The following is a 16,485-nucleotide window of genomic DNA, read 5'->3' as shown; positions in this document are numbered from 1 at the left end:
TTCAGGGCAGCGGCACCGGCTTGAGCGGCAGGGCGGCCCAGACAACCTTGCCGCCGCTCGCCGTGTGCTCGACGTCGCACACCCCGCCCGCCTCCCTGGTGAGCTCCCGTACCAGGAGCAGTCCGCGGCCGCCCGTGCGGGCGTGGTCGGCCTCCAGGGCGGTCGGGCGGTAGGGGTGGCTGTCCTCGACGGCGACCCGCACCCACTCGGCTCCGACGGCGATCTCCACCTCGAGCGTGGGCGACAGCACCGCCGCGTGCCGGACGGCGTTGGTCACCAGCTCGGAGACGATCAGCAGGAGCGCCTGGGCCAGGTCGTCGGGGACCGGCACGCCCTGGCGGCGGAGCAGGTCGCGCACGGCGTGCCGCGCCTGCGGGACCGAGGCGTCCACGGCGTCCGCGGTGAACCGCCACACGCCTTCGTAGGGCAGCGGTCGCGGTTCGGCCTCGTCAAGAGGTCCCGAAGGTGCGGCCGGTCCGCCCGCTGGGCGGGGGTCGGACCCGCGCCCGTGATCGTCCATCGTCCGGTCGCCGTCCTCGCGCTCGATTGTCACCACACGTCGAGTGTGGGAACGAGACACTCACCTCCGGATGACTGAACAGAAGTCAGCGGTTAATGAGCGTTTCCGACTCGATCAGAAGGACACCGTCGGGCGCAGGACCGTTTCTGTCGCGTCTGCGCCGCCTTCACGCACTCTTCGGGTTGTACGGGTTCGCCGGCGCCGCTTCTCCCTTTCGGCCCCTTCGCCGCCGACATCGCCCGCCGCGTGTCGCCGCCTCGCGTGAACCGCCTCGATCATGCGAGGAGCCGGGTGGTTAACATCCGTGCATGGAGCCCGAATTGCTGTACGGCGTCACCGACCAGGTCGCCACTGTCGTCCTGCACCATCCCGCGAAGCGCAACGCCATGACGGCCGCGATGTGGGCGGGGCTGCCCCCGCTGCTGGACACTCTGGCCGCCGACCCCGGTGTGCGGGCGCTGGTGCTGACCGGCGCGGGCGGCACCTTCTGCGCGGGAGCCGACATCTCCACGCTCCAGGAGGCGCCGGAGGCGCCGCAGGCGCTGGCCGTGCGGGCCGAGGAGGCCCTCGCCGCGTTCCCCAAGCCGACGCTGGCGGTGGTCCGGGGGCACTGCGTGGGCGGGGGCACGCAGCTCGCGGCGGCGTGCGACCTGCGGTTCGCCGAGGAGGGCGCGCTGTTCGGGGTGACGCCGGCGAAGCTCGGGATCGTGTACCCGTCGTCCTCCACCCGGCGGCTGGCGGCGCTGGTCGGTCCGGCGACCACGAAGTACCTGCTGTTCTCAGGTGAGTTGATCAACGCCGAACGGGCACTGCGCACGGGACTGGTGGACGAGGTGCTCGCCGCGGAGGAACTCGACGAGCGCGTCCCGGAGTTCACCCGCGTCCTGGTGTCGCGCTCGCAGCTGACGCAGGCCGCCGCCAAGGAGTTCGCCAACGGGCGCACGGACCGGGACTCCCACTGGGCCGCGCAGGCACGCGGCAGCGGCGAGACCGCCGAGGGCGTCGCCGCGTTCCTGGAGGGCAGGGGACCGCGGTTCACCTGGACCGTGTGAGCCGCGCGGGTCGCGGACGCCGGGCAGCGCCGCGCCGGGGACTCGGGCCGGGCCGCTGACGGTCCGCACGCGAGCGCCGTCCGGGGGGCAGGCAGGATGCATGTTCGCGCCGTGTCGCGGTACCCGGACATCGGAAAGCGCAAGTCGAGGTCCGGCAGGACCAGGGCGAGAGGGGACTCACGTGTTCCGTGCGATCGGAGACGTACTGCGGCAGATCGGCTCGGCGGTGGCCACCGTGGTGACGCTGCCGTTCCGGGCGGTGGCCCGGCTGTTCGGCGGCGCCTCGGACACCGCCCACGGCCGCAGGGCCTGAGCCCCGGCCCCACGCCGGGTGTCCGCCCTGATCCCCCGTTGTCCGTGCCACCTGCCACAATTGCCGCGCAACCTCAGTGGAGAAGGCGGTAGGGGATCGTGACGACACCCGGGTCCATCGAAGCAGGATCCATCGAAGGCAGGATCGCCGAGGAACTCGGCGTACGGGAACGGCAGGTCAGAGCGGCCGTGGAGCTGCTCGACGGCGGCTCCACGGTGCCCTTCATCGCCCGCTACCGCAAGGAAGCGACCGAGATGCTCGACGATGCGCAGCTGCGCACGCTCGAGGAGCGGCTGCGCTATCTGCGGGAGCTGGAGGAGCGGCGGTCGGCGATCCTGGAGTCGGTGCGCGAGCAGGGCAAGCTCACCGACGCGCTGGAGGCGCAGATCCGGGGTGCCGAGACCAAGGCGCGCCTGGAGGACGTCTACCTCCCCTACAAGCCCAAGCGGCGCACCAAGGCTCAGATCGCCCGCGAGGCGGGCCTCGAACCGCTCGCGCAGGGGCTGCTCGGCGATCCGTCGGTCGACCCGCTCGCGGCCGCCGCCGCGTTCGTCGACGCCGGCAAGGGCGTCGCCGACGCGCAGGCGGCGCTGGACGGCGCGCGGGCCATCCTGACGGAGCGGTTCTCGGAGGACGCCGACCTGATCGGCGAGCTGCGCGAGCGCATGTGGGGGCGCGGCCGGCTCGCCGCGAAGGTGCGCGAGGGCAAGGAGGAGGCCGGCGCGAAGTTCGCCGACTACTTCGACTTCTCCGAGCCGTTCACCGCGCTGCCCTCGCACCGGATCCTGGCGATGCTGCGCGGCGAGAAGGAGGACGTGCTCGACCTCGTCCTGGAGCCCGAGGAGCCCTCCGGACAGCCCGGCCCCTCCTCGTACGAGGGCATCGTCGCCGGCCGTTTCGGCATCGCGGACCGCGGCCGCCCGGCCGACAAGTGGCTGACCGACACCGTGCGCTGGGCCTGGCGCACCCGCATTCTGGTGCACCTCGGCATCGACCTGCGGCTGCGGCTGCGGACGGCCGCCGAGGACGAGGCCGTGAACGTCTTCGCCGCCAACCTGCGCGACCTGCTGCTCGCCGCCCCGGCGGGCACGCGCGCGACGCTGGGCCTGGACCCCGGTTTCCGGACCGGCGTGAAGGTCGCCGTCGTCGACGCGACCGGGAAGGTCGTCGCCACGGACGTCATCTACCCGCACGTCCCGGCGAACAAGTGGGACGAGGCGATCGCCAAGCTGGCGCGGCTGGCCGCGGAGCACGCGGTCGACCTGATCGCCATCGGCAACGGCACCGCGTCCCGCGAGACCGACCGGCTCGCCGCCGAGCTGATCGCCGGACACCCCGAGCTGAAGCTCACCAAGGTGATGGTGTCCGAGGCCGGCGCCTCCGTGTACTCGGCCTCCGCGTTCGCCTCGCAGGAACTGCCGGACATGGACGTCTCGCTGCGCGGCGCCGTCTCGATCGCGCGCCGGCTGCAGGACCCGCTCGCCGAGCTGGTGAAGATCGACCCGAAGTCGATCGGCGTCGGGCAGTACCAGCACGACCTGTCCGAGGTGAAGCTGTCGCGTTCGCTGGACGCGGTGGTGGAGGACTGCGTGAACGGCGTGGGCGTCGACGTCAACACGGCCTCCGCGCCGCTGCTCGCCCGGGTCTCCGGCATCACCTCCGGGCTGGCGGAGAACATCGTGGCGCACCGGGACGCCAACGGTCCGTTCACATCCCGCACGGAGCTGAAGAAGGTGCCGCGGCTCGGCCCCAAGGCCTACGAGCAGTGCGCGGGCTTCCTGCGGATCCGCGGCGGCTCCGACCCGCTGGACGCCTCCAGCGTGCACCCGGAGGCCTATCCGGTGGTGCGGCGCATGGTGAAGACCTCCGGACAGGAGGTGGCCTCGCTGGTGGGCAACACGGCGGTGCTGCGCTCGCTGCGGCCGACGGACTTCGTGGACGAGACGTTCGGTCTGCCGACCGTCACCGACATCCTCAAGGAGCTGGAGAAGCCCGGGCGCGACCCGCGGCCGGCGTTCAGGACGGCCGTCTTCAAGGAGGGTGTGGAGAAGATCTCCGACCTGACCCCCGGGATGGTCCTGGAAGGCGTCGTCACCAACGTGGCGGCGTTCGGGGCGTTCATCGACGTCGGCGTCCACCAGGACGGCCTGGCGCACGTCTCCGCGCTGTCGAAGACCTTCGTCAAGGACCCGCGGGAGGTCGTCAAGCCCGGTGACATCGTCAAGGTGAAGGTCCTCGACGTGGACATCCCGCGCAAGCGGATCTCCCTGACGCTCCGGCTGGACGACGAGGCCGCCGCGCCCGGCGACCAGGGGCAGCCGTCCGGCGGCGGACGTCAGCAGCGCGGCGGCGGGGGCCGTCCGCCCCAGCAGCGCCAGCGACAGCAGCAGGGCGGCGGGCAGCAGCGCGGCGGCGGCTCGCGGCAGGCGGCGCAGCCGCCGGCGAACAGCGCCATGGCCGACGCGCTGCGCAAGGCGGGCCTGCTCGACCCGAAGAAGGGCCGGAGCTGAGAAGCCGGTGACCCCGTCGGCGCCCGGTCCCCTCACGCGGGCCGGGCGCCGGCGGGCCGGCCACCCCTCCTCCGGCGCAAGTCCCCTTCGACGGACACCGTCCGGTCGGCGGAGCGCCCCCCTGAGCGGACGCGAACCCGAGGCCGGCCTGCGGACCTGCGAACCTGCCCCCAGGACGCCCGCGACGCGCAGACCCGATCGAGGTCTTCACGCTGCCCGAGGACGACGAGAAGCGCTTGCGGACACAAGCCGGGCGCGAACCGGCCAGGTTTCGCGGTGCCGCTGAGGTTCTTCGCCACGGTCCACGGCGGCACGGGCGGCCGAGCGGTCGAGCCGTCGAGCGATCGAGCGGTCGGTGGCCCGGCACCGCGTGGACCGCGGCTCACACGGGCGGCCGCGGGCCCGCGGCCGTGTTCAGGCCGCCCAGGAGCAGGTCGAGGCCGGTGGTGAACTGGTCGCGGTCGGCGTGATCGCGCAGGTGCTCGGTGGCGCGTGTCAGGAAGGGGTAGTCGGCGGCGTCGAGTGCCTCCCAGCGTCGGGCGGTCCGGGCGAGGAAGGCGTCGCGGCTGACGGTCGCGTCGTGGACGGTGCGCGGGGCGATGATCTGCGCGCTGACGCCGGTGATGTAGTAGGAGATCGCGGTGGCGACCTCGAAATGGCGTTCGGCGGGCAAGGCGGTCCCGGCGACCAGGGTGCCGATGCGGTCGAGCAGGCGCAGCGCGTTCGCCAGCGTGGGCGGCGCGGACACATGCGACGCGGCCCACGGGTGCCGGTCCAGGGCGTCGAAGACGGCGACGGCGAGCGCGCGCAGCCCGGAGCCGGCGTCTTCCCCGGAGCCCGGGTCCGCCGCGAAGGCGTGACCGAGCACCTGGTCGGCGGCCAGGGCGACGAGTTCGTCCTTGTTCGACACATGCCAGTACAGCGCGCCGGGCCCGGTCTTCAGCTGTTTGGCCAGCAGCCGGAAGGTGAGCCCCCGTTCGCCCAGCTCGTCCAGCAGCGCGACGGCCGCTTCGACGATCAGTTCTTGTGAGAGGGCGTCGGCGCGCCCTCCGGTGGGTGCTCTTCCCCGGGTCCGCTGCATGACCTCATTTTGACACACCCTGGACCGGCGTTCCATATTGCTTATGGAACGCCGGTCCATTTGGACGTCGGGTGCGTGCCCGACGCTGCGCCGTGCGGAAACGAGGAAACCCATGAACACCAGCCACCATCCGATCGTCATCGTCGGCGCCGGCCTCGGCGGCCTGACCCTCGCCCGGGTCCTGCACGTCCACGGCATTGCGGCGACGGTCTACGAGGGCGATCCCTCGGAGGCGTCCCGCACCCAGGGCGGCCAGCTCGACATCCACGAGGCCGACGGGCAGCGCGCGCTCGCCGACGCCGGACTCACCGACGAGTTCCGCGCGGTCATCCACCAGGGCGCCGAGGCGACGCGCGTCCTCGACCCGCAGGGCAGGCTGCTGTTCGACGCCCCCGACGACGGCACGGGACAGCGTCCCGAAGTGCTCCGCGGCGACCTGCGCCGGATCCTGCTCGACTCGCTGCCCGACCGGACCGTCCGGTGGGGACACAAGGTCGCCGGTGTCCGGTCCCTCGGCGACGGCCGGCACGAGCTGACCTTCACCGACGGCACGACAGCGACCAGCGGTCTCCTCATCGGCGCCGACGGCGCCTGGTCGAAGGTCCGCCCCCTGCTCTCCGACGCCGAGCCCCGGTACACCGGCACGACGTTCGTCGACATCCACCTGTACGACGCCGACGAGCGGCACACCGCGGCGGCCGAAGCGGTCGGGGCCGGTGCCATGTACGCGCTGACTCCGGGCAAGGGGATCATCGCGCACCGCGAGGCGGGGAACGTCCTTCACACGTACGTCGAGCTGAACCGTTCCGCCGAGTGGATCGCCGCCGTCGACTTCACCGACGCCCCCGCCGCGACCGCCCGGGTGGCGGCCGAGTTCGACGGCTGGGCCCCGGAACTCACCGCGCTGATCACCGACGGCGACACCGCACCGGTCGCCCGCCCGATCCACACGCTCCCGGACGGACACCGATGGGAGCGCGTGCCCGGGGTGACGCTCCTCGGCGACGCCGCACACCTGATGCCGCCGTCCGGTGACGGCGCGAACCTCGCGATGTTCGACGGCGCGGAACTCGGCAAGGCGATCGCCGCCCACCCCGACGACGTCGAGGCGGCCCTCACCGCCTACGAAGAGGCGCTGTTCACCCGCACCGAACCCTTCTACGCCGAGGCCCACGACATGCTGGCCCTCATGCTCGGCGACCGGGCGCCGGCCGGATTCATCGACCTCTTCGCGCCGCGGACCAGGCCGACTGACCCGACCCCGACAGCCGGATCGCAACCCGGCCGGCCCGACCTCTAGCGGGTCTCCGTCACCTTGCCGTTCGCGACCTCCAGCCGGCGCGTGACGTGGACGGCGTCCAGCATGCGCCGGTCGTGGGTGACCAGCAGCAGCGTGCCCTCGTAGGCGTCGAGGGCGGACTCCAGCTGTTCGATGGCCGGCAGGTCGAGGTGGTTGGTCGGCTCGTCGAGGACGAGGAGGTTGACACCCCGGCCCTGCAGCAGCGCGAGGGCGGCGCGGGTGCGTTCGCCGGGTGACAGCGTGACCGCGGGGCGCATGACGTGCTCCGACTTCAGGCCGAACTTGGCCAGCAGGGTGCGCACCTCGGCCGGTTCGGTGTCGGGGACGGCGGCGCGGAACGCGTCGAGGAGCGACTCCGCCCCGTGGAACAGCCGCCTCGCCTGGTCGACCTCGCCGACCAGGACTCCCGACCCCACGGCCGCGTGTCCGGCGTCCAGCGGGATCCGGCCGAGGAGCGCGCCGAGCAGGGTCGACTTGCCCGCGCCGTTCACGCCGGTCACCGCGACCCGGTCGGCCCAGTCGATCTGCAGGGTGACCGGTCCGAGGCGGAAGTCGCCGCGCCGCACCTCGGCGTCGCGCAGGGAGGCCACGACCGCGCCGGAGCGCGGGGCGGCCGCGATCTCCATGCGCAGCTCCCACTCCTTGCGCGGCTCGTCGACGACCTCCAGGCGCTCGATCATGCGCTGCGTCTGCCGGGCCTTGGCGGCCTGCTTCTCGCTGGCCTCGCTGCGGAACTTGCGGCCGATCTTGTCGTTGTCGTCGGCCGCCTTGCGGCGCGCGTTCTTGACGCCCTTGTCCATCCAGGAACGCTGGGTCTGCGCCCGGTCCAGCAGGGCGGTCTTCTTGTCGGCGTACTCCTCGTAGTCCTGGCGGGCGTGCCGGCGGGCCACGTCCCGCTCCTCCAGGTAGGCGTCGTAACCGCCGCCGAAGAGGTTGATCTGCTGCTGGGCGAGGTCGAGTTCGAGGACCTTGGTGACCGTGCGGGTGAGGAACTCCCGGTCGTGGCTGACGACGACCGTGCCGGCGCGCAGGCCGGTCACGAAGCGTTCGAGACGCTCCAGGCCGTCGAGGTCGAGGTCGTTCGTCGGCTCGTCGAGGAGGAAGACGTCGTAGCGGCTCAGCAGCAGGGAGGCGAGACCCGCGCGGGCGGCCTGGCCGCCGGACAAGGAGGTCATCGGCTGGTCGAGGCCGACGCCGAGCCCGAGCGAGCCGGCGATCTCCGCGGCACGCTCGTCGAGATCGGCGCCGCCGAGGCCGAGCCAGCGTTCCAGGCTCGTCGCGTAGGCGTCGTCGGCGCCCGGCGCGCCGTCGACCAGCGCCTGGGTGGCCTCGTCCATCGTGCGCTGCGCCTCGGCGACGCCGGTGCGGCGGGCGAGGAAGTCCAGCACGCTCTCGCCGGGCCGGCGTTCCGGTTCCTGGGGCAGATGGCCGACGGTCGCGGTCGGCGGGGAGAGCCGCAGCTCGCCCTGTTCGGGCGCGGTGAGCCCGGCGAGCAGCTCCAGCAGGGTGGACTTGCCCGCGCCGTTGGCTCCGACCAGCCCGATCACGTCCCCGGGGGCGACGACGAGGTCGAGCCCGGAGAAGAGGGAGCGGTCGCCGTGCCCGGCGGCGAGGTTCTTGGCGACGAGGGTGGCAGTCATCAGACGGTAGATCCTAGTGGGCGTGCGCCGCCCCCGGTCGCCGGGGCTGCGCTCCGAACGCCGTGGGCCGGGGTCGGCTACCGTCCCCGCGTGGACACTCAGGGAAACGGCGGGATCGTCGTCGTCGGGAGCGGGGTCGTCGGGCTGACGACGGCCGTCGTCCTCGCCGAGCGCGGCCGGCGGGTGCGGGTATGGACGCGGGAGGCCGCGGAGCGGACCACCTCCGCCGTCGCGGGCGCGCTGTGGTGGCCGTACCACATCGAGCCGAAGGCGTCGGCACGGCGGTGGGCGCTGCGTTCGCTCGAGGTGTACCGGGAACTGGCCGGGCGGCCCGAGGAGACCGGGGTGCGGCTGGTCGAGGGCGCCATGGGCGAGGTGGACCCGGCGGACGTCGAGGGCTGGACGGCGGGCCGGCTGCCCGCGCTGCGCCGGGCCGCCGCCCACGAGCACCCGGCGCGGAACGCGGTGTGGGCGCGACTGCCGCTGATCGACATGGCGGTGCATCTGCCGTGGCTGCGGGCGCGACTGCTGCGGGCGGGCGGCACGGTCGAGGAGCGCACCGTGTCCGACCTGGGGGCGGTGGACGCGCCGGTCGTGGTCAACTGCGCAGGCCTGGGCGCCCGTGATCTGGTCGGCGACACCTCGGTGCGGCCGGTGCGCGGGCAACTGGTCGTGGTGGAGAACCCCGGGGTGGACACCTGGCTGGTGTCCACCGCCCCGGACGGGGAGCTGACCTACTTCTTCCCCCAGCCGGGACAGCTGCTGCTGGGCGGCACGTCCGAGGACGGCGTCTCGTCCCTGGAACCGGATCCCGCCCAGGCGGAGGCGATCGTACGGCGGTGCGCCGCGCTGCGGCCGGAGGTGGCCGGGGCGCGGATCCTGGCACACCGGGTGGGCCTGCGGCCGGCCCGGCCGGCCGTACGGCTGGAGCGGCAGGCGCTGCCCGGCGGACGCACGGTCGTCCATCACTACGGACACGGCGGAGCCGGGGTGACCGTGGCCTGGGGATGCGCGGAGGAGGCGGCCGCGCTGGCCGCCTCCTCCTGACCGGTCACGGATCCGGTGCGCGTGCGCGTTCCCTGGCCCGTCTCGGCCTGTCGCGACCGGTTTCGGGCAGTCGCGCCGGCGGGTCAGGGAATGCGGAGCCCGCGGCCAGGCGCGCCCGCACCGGCCGGCGGGAAGCCCTGCGAGGCGGTGACGGCCGGCCGTGCCCCGGCCGTCGCGGCGGCGAACGCCTCGGCTCCGCCGACGAAGGGGACCCGGGCCGAGGTACGGGCCAGGTCCACGGTGAGCGTAGGAGTGTCGGCGGGCGGGTCGATGAGGTCCTTGTCGGTGCCCGCCACGATCAGCGCGAGGCGGTGACCGGCCGGGACCACGTGATCGGTGGCCGCGAGGTCGAGGGTGATCGTGTACACCCTGCCCGGGATCAGCGGCACACCCTTGCCCGGGTCTGCGTAGGTGCCGAGGTCGGCCCAGCCCCGGCTGACGACGGTGGCGACGACGTCGGCCGTCCTGGCCTCGGTCTCCTTGAAGCAGGCGCTGTCGCCCGCGGTGCTCTCGCCCCAGCAGGTGCGGTCGGCGCGGGTGATGATGCCCTCGCCGCTCGCCGCGTAGTCCCGGACGGTGTCGGGGCCGAGGTCGACGAGGACGGCGCTGAGGTGGGCCGTCGCCGTGGTGGGCGTGGCGGTGACCGTGACCTCGGAGGAGCCGGCCAGGCGCAGGCCGTGGGTGAGGGCGCCGGTGACGAAGCCGGCCTTGTCGGGGGTCGCCGTGTCGATCCGCGCGGCCCAGTCCATCTCGTCGAGCCGCTGGTCGTCGGTGAAGGTCGCCCTGCCCGTGCCCTTGCGCAGGCCGAGGGCGCCGACGCCGGGCCGGTCGCCGGCGGCCGGGCGCAGGGTCGCGGTCCGGGTGCCGTGCGGCGGCCAGACCTTCGAGGTGACCCACTGGCCGGGGTGACGTTCCACGTCGGCCATGGGCTCGCGGTCGATGCCGTTGTCGTAGCCGAGGAGTTCGTGGTCGAACCAGCGGTGCAGGGTGTCGACCCAGTCGGCGCGGCGGAAGTCGAAGGGGTCGACATGGCCGGTCTGGGAGAGCCAGATCTTGCGCTCGACGCCGTTCTTCGCGAGGGCGTCCCACCACTGGCCGAAGTTCTTGGCGCGGACGTTGAGGTCCTGCATGCCGTGCACGAGGAAGACGCTGGCCCGCACCTTGCGCGCGTCCTTGACGTAGTCACGCTCGGTCCACAGCGCCGTCCGGTCGCCGGTGCGGGGCGCCCCGTCGACGAGCCGGCGCTGGACGGCGGTGCACCGGGCGCGCGCTTCGGGGGCGGTGACGTAGTCGGCGAGGGCGTCGGGGCCGGAGTCGTACAGGGGCGCGCCCTGGGCGAAGTAGTAGTCGTACCAGGAGGAGATGGCGCTGATCGGGACGATCGTCCTCAGGCCCCGGACGCCGGTGGCGGCGACGGCGTTGGCTATGGTGCCGTCCCAGCTCTTGCCGATCATGCCCGTCGCGCCGGTGGTCCAGCTCGCCCTGGCGGCTGTGGAGCCGGTGCGGGTGGTGTAGGCCCTGGCGCGGCCGTTCAGCCAGTCGACGACCGCCTTGGCGGACTGCACCTCGAAGCGGCCTCCCACGTCCTCGCAGCCGTCGGAGCGGCCGGTGCCGGCCAGGTCGACGCCGACGACGGCATAGCCGCGCGGGACGAAGTAGTTGTCGTAGAACAGCGGCATCCGGACGATGTTCCCGGCCGCGTCGTACGTCTTGAGCTGCCCCTCGTTGCCGCGCCCGCAGCAGGAGTAGTAGGGGCTCGCGTCCATGATGACGGGCACCTTGCGGCCCTGTGCGGCGGGCTCGCGGGGGCGGACGATGTCGGCGGCGACCCGGTCCGTACGGCCGTCGCCGTCGGCGTCGAGCCCGGTGTCGACCCAGACGGCCTCGCGGACGGCGTCCGCGTAGGAGTACACGGGCCGGCTCTCGCGTGGTGCGCCGTGGGCCGCCACCGGGGTGAGTAAGGCAGCCGTCAGGAGGGTGATGACGGCGGTCGCGAGCGGTCTCCAGGTCGTGAAGCGCGTGCGTGTCGGCATGCGCGGGACGGTACTCGCGTCAACTCCCGTGCAGAAGAGGGCAGATGATGCCCGCGTGAGTGCGGGGCGGGCGGTGGCCGGAACACGGCCGTCCGGCGGTTCGCTCCCGACGGCCGAACGGCGATCGTGTGACGGGACCGGACGGTGAAGCCGGGCGGCCCGGGCCCGGAGATCCGGTTCGGCATCCGCCGTCCACGACCGGGCGCGCCTGCGGTGCAGTCACTGCGCGACGAGGCGGAAACCGCCGCGACGCACGGCGGCCACGCGCCTGAACCCTCCCGGTCCGGCCGCGGCACGTCCGGAACTTCCCGAACTCCCGTCTGGTGCGGGGCGGTTCTGGGTAACAAGCGGTGCAGGCAGACAGGTGCAGAGAACGGGGAGAGCCCATGGCGAACGCGCGGAACGGCAACGAGGGTCTGGGTGTGTGGCGGGTGCTGCCGCTCGTCGGAGCAGTGATCATGGCTGTCGGTCTGATCGGCGGTGTGCCGCTGCTGACGCTGCTGGGCTCGGTCGTCGCCCTGGTCGGGGTGGTCGGCCTCACCGTGGCGAGACGTAAGCAGAACTGACGGCGCACGCCGGCAGACCTCGTGACAGACCTCACGGGGTCCTCACACCGGGGGTCCTCGCGCCGGGCGTCGGCCCGCTCGCGGGGCACGCCGGCAGGACTGCGGTCACGGCCCGCCGACGCCGGGTCAGGCACCGCTCTGTGAGGCGGCGGCCGCCGGAGCCGTGACCGCCCCGGGGGCGGTCGCCGCGCCCGGCAGTCCGGCTCGCGACAGGGCGGCGCTCTCCGTGGCCGGCACCGTGCAGGCGTACGCCCCCGCCAGCGCGCCGTACTCGGCGCACCGGCGGGGCGGTTCGCCGCGGAGCCGGCCGAAGAGGAAGGCGGCCGCGAACGCGTCGCCCGCGCCGTTGGAGTCGATCACCGGCGCGGGCGGGGCGGCGGCCGGGACGTGGGTCACCTCGCCCCCGGTCAGCAGGTACGCGCCCTCCGCCCCGGCCGTCGCGACGACGACCTCGGCGCGGCCGCGCGCGGCGATCCGGCGCATGGTCGCGTGCGGGTCCGGCAGCGCGGTCACGGAGACGAACACGACGTCCGCCTCGTAGGCGAAGGCCTCGTGGTAGGGGTTCTCGCCGTCCCAGTTGTGCAGGTCGGTGGAGATGCCCACGCCCGCCTCGCGGAGTACGGGGAGGGCCTCGGCGCAGGGGTGGGTGATGGACACGTGCGCGTGGCGGCTCGCCGCGGCCAGGGCGCGCAGCGTGTCCTCGGGGAAACGGTCGTCCGGGCGGCTGCGGCTGTTGTCGTACAGCGAGAGCCGTCGCCCGTCCGGGCTCACCATGTTGACCGCGCGCTTGGTGCCGGCGGGCTGCGGGATCGCGGTGAGGCCGATCCCCCGGTCCCGGTGCAGCGCACGCACGAGGTCGCCCTCGGGGTCGTCGCCGAGGAAGTCCAGGTGGTGGGTGCGCAGGCCGAGGGCGGCCAGGCCCAGGGCGACGAAGTCGCCGGTCTGCCCGGCGCGGGCACGGATCCCGCCGTCGATCATGTAGCTGTCGGCGTACGGGAGCGGCAGCTCCGGCACGTACACGATGGTGTCCACACCGGCCCCGCCCAGGACCAGCACGTCGATGTCCCCTGCGACGTCCCCTGCTGCGTCCCCGTCGATCTCCGCGCTCATGTGCGTCGTCCCTCCCCGTGGTCGTGCACCGTAACCGCTGCGCCCCGCCGCGCCAGCCGCCCGCTGACGAGCGGCTCGACCCGGGACCGCTTGCCCCCGGCCACCGCGCAGCCTATCCGTGGCATGTGCACCGACGCGCCGGGTTCCAGCGCCCCCGGCTACGCGGGCCGGCGGATCCTGGCGGCGGCCCCCCGCATCCGGCGCCGCCCGCACCGCCCGCAGCGCGCGAGGCCCCAAGCCCGGGGTGACCATGCGGCGGCCGGCGTCACACAGCGTCGCTACTCGCGCGGCCCGCACCGCGGCTCCGCGCTCCGCCGCCCCGGGGTTCACAGCGCCGGTGTCACAGCACCGGTGTCACAGCGATACTGCTGCACATGACGAGCGAGATCGAGGAGCCGGCCCTCACGGTCGACGAACTGGCGGCCCGGGCGGGGGTCACGGTGCGTACCGTGCGCTTCTACTCGACCAAGGGGCTGCTGCCGCCGCCGGTCATCGGTCCGCGCCGGGTGGGTCACTACGGCCCCGCGCACCTCGCCCGTCTCGCGCTGATCGAGGAGCTGCGCGAGCAGGGACTGACGCTGGCGGCGATCGAGCGGTACCTGGACCGGCTGCCGCCCGGGCTCGACGCCCATGACCTCGCCGTCCACCGGGCCGTGGTGGCCTCCTGGGCGCCCGACGCGGTGGAGACGGTGACCCGCGAGGAACTCCAGCGCAGGGCGGGACGGCCGCTCGGCGAGGAGGACGTCGACCGGCTCGTCGCGATGAACGTCGTACGGCGCGGGCAGGACGGCTACGGCGTCGACCCCGGCCTGCTGCGTCTGGGCGTACGGCTCCTGGACGTGCCGCTGTCGCAGGAGTCGATCCGTGCCGCCCGCGCCGTCCTCCTCGACCACGCGCGCGCCGCGGCCCACGAGCTGTCGCGGCTGCTGCGCGAGGAGGTGCCGGAGGGCGACGCGCAGGCGGTGCGCTCACTGTCGGCGCACATGCAGCCCCTGGTCGTGCAGGCCCTGCTGACGGCCTTCCAGCGCTCGCTCACCGAGGAGCTGCGGGAGTGGCTCGGGGAGCCGCCGTCCGACGGCTCCCCCTGAGGCGCCCGCCCGCTCAGCGCGCGTCCGTGAACGTCTCGCCGTTGTCCGCCTTCGCCACCAGCAGCGCGGGCGGGGTGAAGCGGTCGCCGTAGCGCTCGGCGAGTTCACGCGCGCGTGCCACGAAGCCGGGGAGCCCGCCCTCGTAGCCGTTGATGTACTGCAGCACGCCGCCGGTCCAGCCGGGGAAGCCGATGCCGAACAGGGAGCCGATGTTGGCGTCGGCGACGGAGGTCAGGACGCCTTCCTCCAGGAGCCTGACCGTGTCGAGGGCCTCGGAGAAGAGCATGCGTTCCTGCATGTCCTCGAACGGGATCGCGGCCCCCGCGCGCGTGAAGTGCTCGCGCAGGCCGGGCCACAGCCCGGTCCGGCCGCCGTCCTCGGCGTACTCGTAGAAGCCCGCTCCCCCGCTGCGCCCGGTGCGCCCGAACTCGTCGACCATGCGGTCGACGACCGCTTCGGCGGGGTGCGCGGTCCAGGTGCCCCCGGCCTCCTCGACGGCTCGCCTCGACTCCCGGCGGATCTTCCGCGGAAGGGTGAGCGTCAGCTCGTCCATCAGGGAGAGCACCTTGGCCGGGTAGCCGGCCTGCGCGGCCGCCTGCTCGACGGAGGCGGGCTCGATGCCCTCGCCGACCATGGCGACGCCCTCGTTGATGAACTGGCCGATCACACGGGAGGTGAAGAAGCCGCGCGAGTCGTTGACGACGATCGGGGTCTTCCTGATCTGCCGGACCAGGTCGAAGGCGCGCGCGAGCGCCTCGTCGCCGGTGCGCTCGCCCTTGATGATCTCGACGAGGGGCATCTTGTCGACGGGCGAGAAGAAGTGCAGGCCGACGAAGTCGCCCTGGCGCTCGACGCCTTCGGCCAGGGCGGTGATGGGCAGGGTGGAGGTGTTGGAGCACAGCAGGGCGTCGGGGGCCACGATGTGCTCGATCTCCTGGAAGACCTTGTGCTTGAGGGCGGTGTCCTCGAAGACGGCCTCGATGACGGCGTCGCAGCCGGCCAGGTCGGCGGGGTCCGCGGTGGGCGTGATGCGGGCGAGCAGCGCGTCCGCCTTCTCCCGGGTGGTACGTCCCCGGGCGACGGCCTTGGCGCAGAGCTTCTCGGAGTAGCCCTTGCCCTTGGCGGCGGCCTCCGGGGAGACGTCCTTCAGGACGACGTCGATGCCCGCGCGGGCGCACGCGTAGGCGATGCCCGCGCCCATCATCCCGGCGCCCAGGACGGCGGCCCTGCGGACCGTGCGGGGCTCGACGCCCCGGGGGCGGCTGACGCCGGAGTTGACGGCCTGGAGGTCGAAGAAGAACGCCTGGATCATGTTCTTCGACGTCTGTCCGGCGGCCAGCTCCACGAAGTAGCGGGCCTCGATGACCTGCGCGGTCTCGAAGTCGACCTGGGCGCCCTCGACGGCAGCGGCGAGGATCGCGCGCGGCGCCGGGTAGGGGGCGCCGTTGGTCTCCTTGCGCAGACTGGCCGGGAAGGCGGGCAGGTTGGCGGCGAACCGGGGGTTCGACGGGGTGCCGCCGGGGATGCGGTGACCCGGCTCGTCCCAGGGCTGCCGCGACTCGGGGTGGGCGTCGATGAAGGCGCGGGCCTTGGCGAGGAGTTCCTCGGGCGTGGCGGCGACCTCGTGGATCAGGCCGTGCTCCAGGGCCTGGCGGGGGTTGTACTGGTTGCCCTTGAGGAGGACCTTCAGGAGGGCGTCGGTGATGCCCAGCAGGCGCACGGTGCGCACGACGCCGCCGCCTCCGGGGAGCAGGCCGAGGGTGACCTCGGGGCAGCCGATCTTCGAACCCGGCGCGTCGAGGGCGACACGGTGGTGGCAGGCGAGGGCGAGTTCGAAGCCGCCGCCGAGGGCCGCGCCGTTCAGGGCGGCGACGACAGGCTTGCCGAGGGTCTCGATGCGGCGGAGGTTGCGCTTGATCTCCAGTCCGCCCTCGAAGAACTCGCGGGCCGTGCCGGGGGTGACGCGGATCAGGTCGCGCAGGTCGCCGCCGGCGAAGAAGGTCTTCTTGGCGGAGGTGAGGACGATGCCACGGACGGAGTCCTGCTCGGCCTCCAGGCGGTCGGCGACCGCGGCGAGCGAGGCGCGGAAGGCCGCGTTCATGGTGTTCGCGGACTGGTCGGGGTCGTCGAGGACGAGGGTGACGAGGCCGGTGCGGTCCTGTTCCCAGCGGATGGCGGTGCTCTGTGTCATGAGGGGATCTCCGTAGAAGTCTTGGGTTCCGCCG

At 73.5% G+C, this 16,485-nt stretch carries 13 protein-coding genes and 1 pseudogene; 7 read left to right on the top strand and 7 right to left on the bottom strand.

Annotated elements, in window-relative coordinates:
* Position 1: 1 nt before the first annotated feature.
* Positions 2-520, bottom strand: coding sequence for an ATP-binding protein (locus IE239_RS34955; RefSeq protein ID WP_190153519.1), 519 nt, complete (start codon positions 518-520; stop codon positions 2-4).
* A gap of 308 nt (positions 521-828) precedes the next feature.
* Between IE239_RS34955 and IE239_RS34950 the strand changes: the two genes are divergently transcribed.
* From IE239_RS34950 to IE239_RS34945, 3 genes are all read left to right on the top strand, one after another.
* Positions 829-1,572: an enoyl-CoA hydratase/isomerase family protein gene (locus tag IE239_RS34950; protein ID WP_190153498.1), complete on the top strand. Its 744-nt coding sequence runs from the start codon at positions 829-831 to the stop codon at positions 1,570-1,572.
* Positions 1,573-1,753: 181 nt separating this feature from the next.
* Complete coding sequence (locus IE239_RS43050; protein WP_268254552.1) at positions 1,754-1,885, top strand: LPFR motif small protein; 132 nt, start codon at positions 1,754-1,756, stop codon at positions 1,883-1,885.
* Positions 1,886-1,983: 98 nt separating this feature from the next.
* Positions 1,984-4,395, top strand: coding sequence for a Tex family protein (locus tag IE239_RS34945; RefSeq protein WP_190153497.1), 2,412 nt, complete (start codon positions 1,984-1,986; stop codon positions 4,393-4,395).
* A gap of 382 nt (positions 4,396-4,777) precedes the next feature.
* Here the strand turns inward: IE239_RS34945 and IE239_RS34940 are convergent, their stop codons facing one another.
* Positions 4,778-5,476 carry a TetR/AcrR family transcriptional regulator C-terminal domain-containing protein gene (locus IE239_RS34940; protein WP_190153496.1) on the bottom strand — a complete coding sequence of 233 codons (699 nt, stop codon included), beginning with the start codon at positions 5,474-5,476 and terminating at the stop codon, positions 4,778-4,780.
* A 112-nt stretch (positions 5,477-5,588) separates the two neighbouring features.
* On the opposite strand from IE239_RS34940, the gene IE239_RS34935 reads away from it, so the two are divergent.
* Positions 5,589-6,776 carry an FAD-dependent oxidoreductase gene (locus IE239_RS34935; RefSeq protein ID WP_190153495.1) on the top strand — a complete coding sequence of 396 codons (1,188 nt, stop codon included), beginning with the start codon at positions 5,589-5,591 and terminating at the stop codon, positions 6,774-6,776.
* Here IE239_RS34935 and IE239_RS34930 read toward each other — a convergent pair.
* Positions 6,773-8,416, bottom strand: coding sequence for an ABC-F family ATP-binding cassette domain-containing protein (locus IE239_RS34930; protein ID WP_190153494.1), 1,644 nt, complete (start codon positions 8,414-8,416; stop codon positions 6,773-6,775). The genes IE239_RS34935 and IE239_RS34930 overlap by 4 nt on opposite strands.
* Before the next feature lie 90 nt (positions 8,417-8,506).
* Between IE239_RS34930 and IE239_RS34925 the strand changes: the two genes are divergently transcribed.
* The gene (locus IE239_RS34925) at positions 8,507-9,463 is read left to right on the top strand and encodes an NAD(P)/FAD-dependent oxidoreductase (RefSeq protein ID WP_190153493.1); all 957 of its coding nucleotides are present in this window, start codon (positions 8,507-8,509) and stop codon (positions 9,461-9,463) included.
* An 83-nt stretch (positions 9,464-9,546) separates the two neighbouring features.
* On the opposite strand, the gene IE239_RS34920 is transcribed toward IE239_RS34925, so the two are convergent.
* Entirely contained in the window at positions 9,547-11,496 is a 1,950-nt protein-coding gene (locus tag IE239_RS34920; protein ID WP_190153492.1) for a Xaa-Pro dipeptidyl-peptidase, read from the bottom strand.
* A gap of 386 nt (positions 11,497-11,882) precedes the next feature.
* Here IE239_RS34920 and IE239_RS34915 point away from each other — a divergent pair, with 386 nt between their 5' ends.
* Positions 11,883-12,062, top strand: coding sequence for a hypothetical protein (locus IE239_RS34915; protein WP_190153491.1), 180 nt, complete (start codon positions 11,883-11,885; stop codon positions 12,060-12,062).
* Positions 12,063-12,188: 126 nt separating this feature from the next.
* Here IE239_RS34915 and IE239_RS34910 read toward each other — a convergent pair whose 3' ends face one another.
* Positions 12,189-13,172, bottom strand: coding sequence for a PfkB family carbohydrate kinase (locus tag IE239_RS34910; RefSeq protein WP_190153490.1), 984 nt, complete (start codon positions 13,170-13,172; stop codon positions 12,189-12,191).
* Positions 13,169-13,324, bottom strand: a pseudogene (locus IE239_RS42620) (Appr-1-p processing protein); the annotation flags it as partial. The pseudogene IE239_RS42620 and the gene IE239_RS34910, both read right to left, overlap by 4 nt.
* Before the next feature lie 222 nt (positions 13,325-13,546).
* Between IE239_RS42620 and IE239_RS34905 the strand changes: the two are divergent.
* The gene (locus tag IE239_RS34905; protein WP_190153489.1) at positions 13,547-14,260 is read left to right on the top strand and encodes a MerR family transcriptional regulator; all 714 of its coding nucleotides are present in this window, start codon (positions 13,547-13,549) and stop codon (positions 14,258-14,260) included.
* Positions 14,261-14,273: 13 nt separating this feature from the next.
* Here IE239_RS34905 and IE239_RS34900 read toward each other — a convergent pair whose 3' ends face one another.
* The gene (locus IE239_RS34900; RefSeq protein ID WP_190153488.1) at positions 14,274-16,451 is read right to left on the bottom strand and encodes a 3-hydroxyacyl-CoA dehydrogenase NAD-binding domain-containing protein; all 2,178 of its coding nucleotides are present in this window, start codon (positions 16,449-16,451) and stop codon (positions 14,274-14,276) included.
* Between the last annotated feature and the right edge of the window lie 34 nt (positions 16,452-16,485).

Origin of the sequence: Streptomyces humidus (assembly GCF_014649655.1) — a bacterium.
GTDB classification, from domain to species: domain Bacteria; phylum Actinomycetota; class Actinomycetes; order Streptomycetales; family Streptomycetaceae; genus Streptomyces; species Streptomyces humidus.
Note: the sequence above shows the minus strand (reverse complement) of the source record. Positions and strands in the feature narration are given on the sequence as shown.

Bases quoted from the DNA above. Each gene is read 5' to 3' on its own strand.
- IE239_RS34910 (WP_190153490.1), bottom strand. From the start codon at position 13,172: ATGAGCGCGGAGATCGACGGGGACGCAGCAGGGGACGTCGCAGGGGAC.
- IE239_RS34915 (WP_190153491.1), top strand. From the start codon at position 11,883: ATGGCGAACGCGCGGAACGGCAACGAGGGTCTGGGTGTGTGGCGGGTG.
- IE239_RS34930 (WP_190153494.1), bottom strand. From the start codon at position 8,416: ATGACTGCCACCCTCGTCGCCAAGAACCTCGCCGCCGGGCACGGCGAC.
- IE239_RS34950 (WP_190153498.1), top strand. From the start codon at position 829: ATGGAGCCCGAATTGCTGTACGGCGTCACCGACCAGGTCGCCACTGTC.
- IE239_RS34955 (WP_190153519.1), bottom strand. From the start codon at position 520: ATGGACGATCACGGGCGCGGGTCCGACCCCCGCCCAGCGGGCGGACCG.
- IE239_RS34940 (WP_190153496.1), bottom strand. From the start codon at position 5,476: ATGCAGCGGACCCGGGGAAGAGCACCCACCGGAGGGCGCGCCGACGCC.
- IE239_RS34905 (WP_190153489.1), top strand. From the start codon at position 13,547: ATGACGAGCGAGATCGAGGAGCCGGCCCTCACGGTCGACGAACTGGCG.
- IE239_RS34920 (WP_190153492.1), bottom strand. From the start codon at position 11,496: ATGCCGACACGCACGCGCTTCACGACCTGGAGACCGCTCGCGACCGCC.
- IE239_RS34900 (WP_190153488.1), bottom strand. From the start codon at position 16,451: ATGACACAGAGCACCGCCATCCGCTGGGAACAGGACCGCACCGGCCTC.
- IE239_RS34935 (WP_190153495.1), top strand. From the start codon at position 5,589: ATGAACACCAGCCACCATCCGATCGTCATCGTCGGCGCCGGCCTCGGC.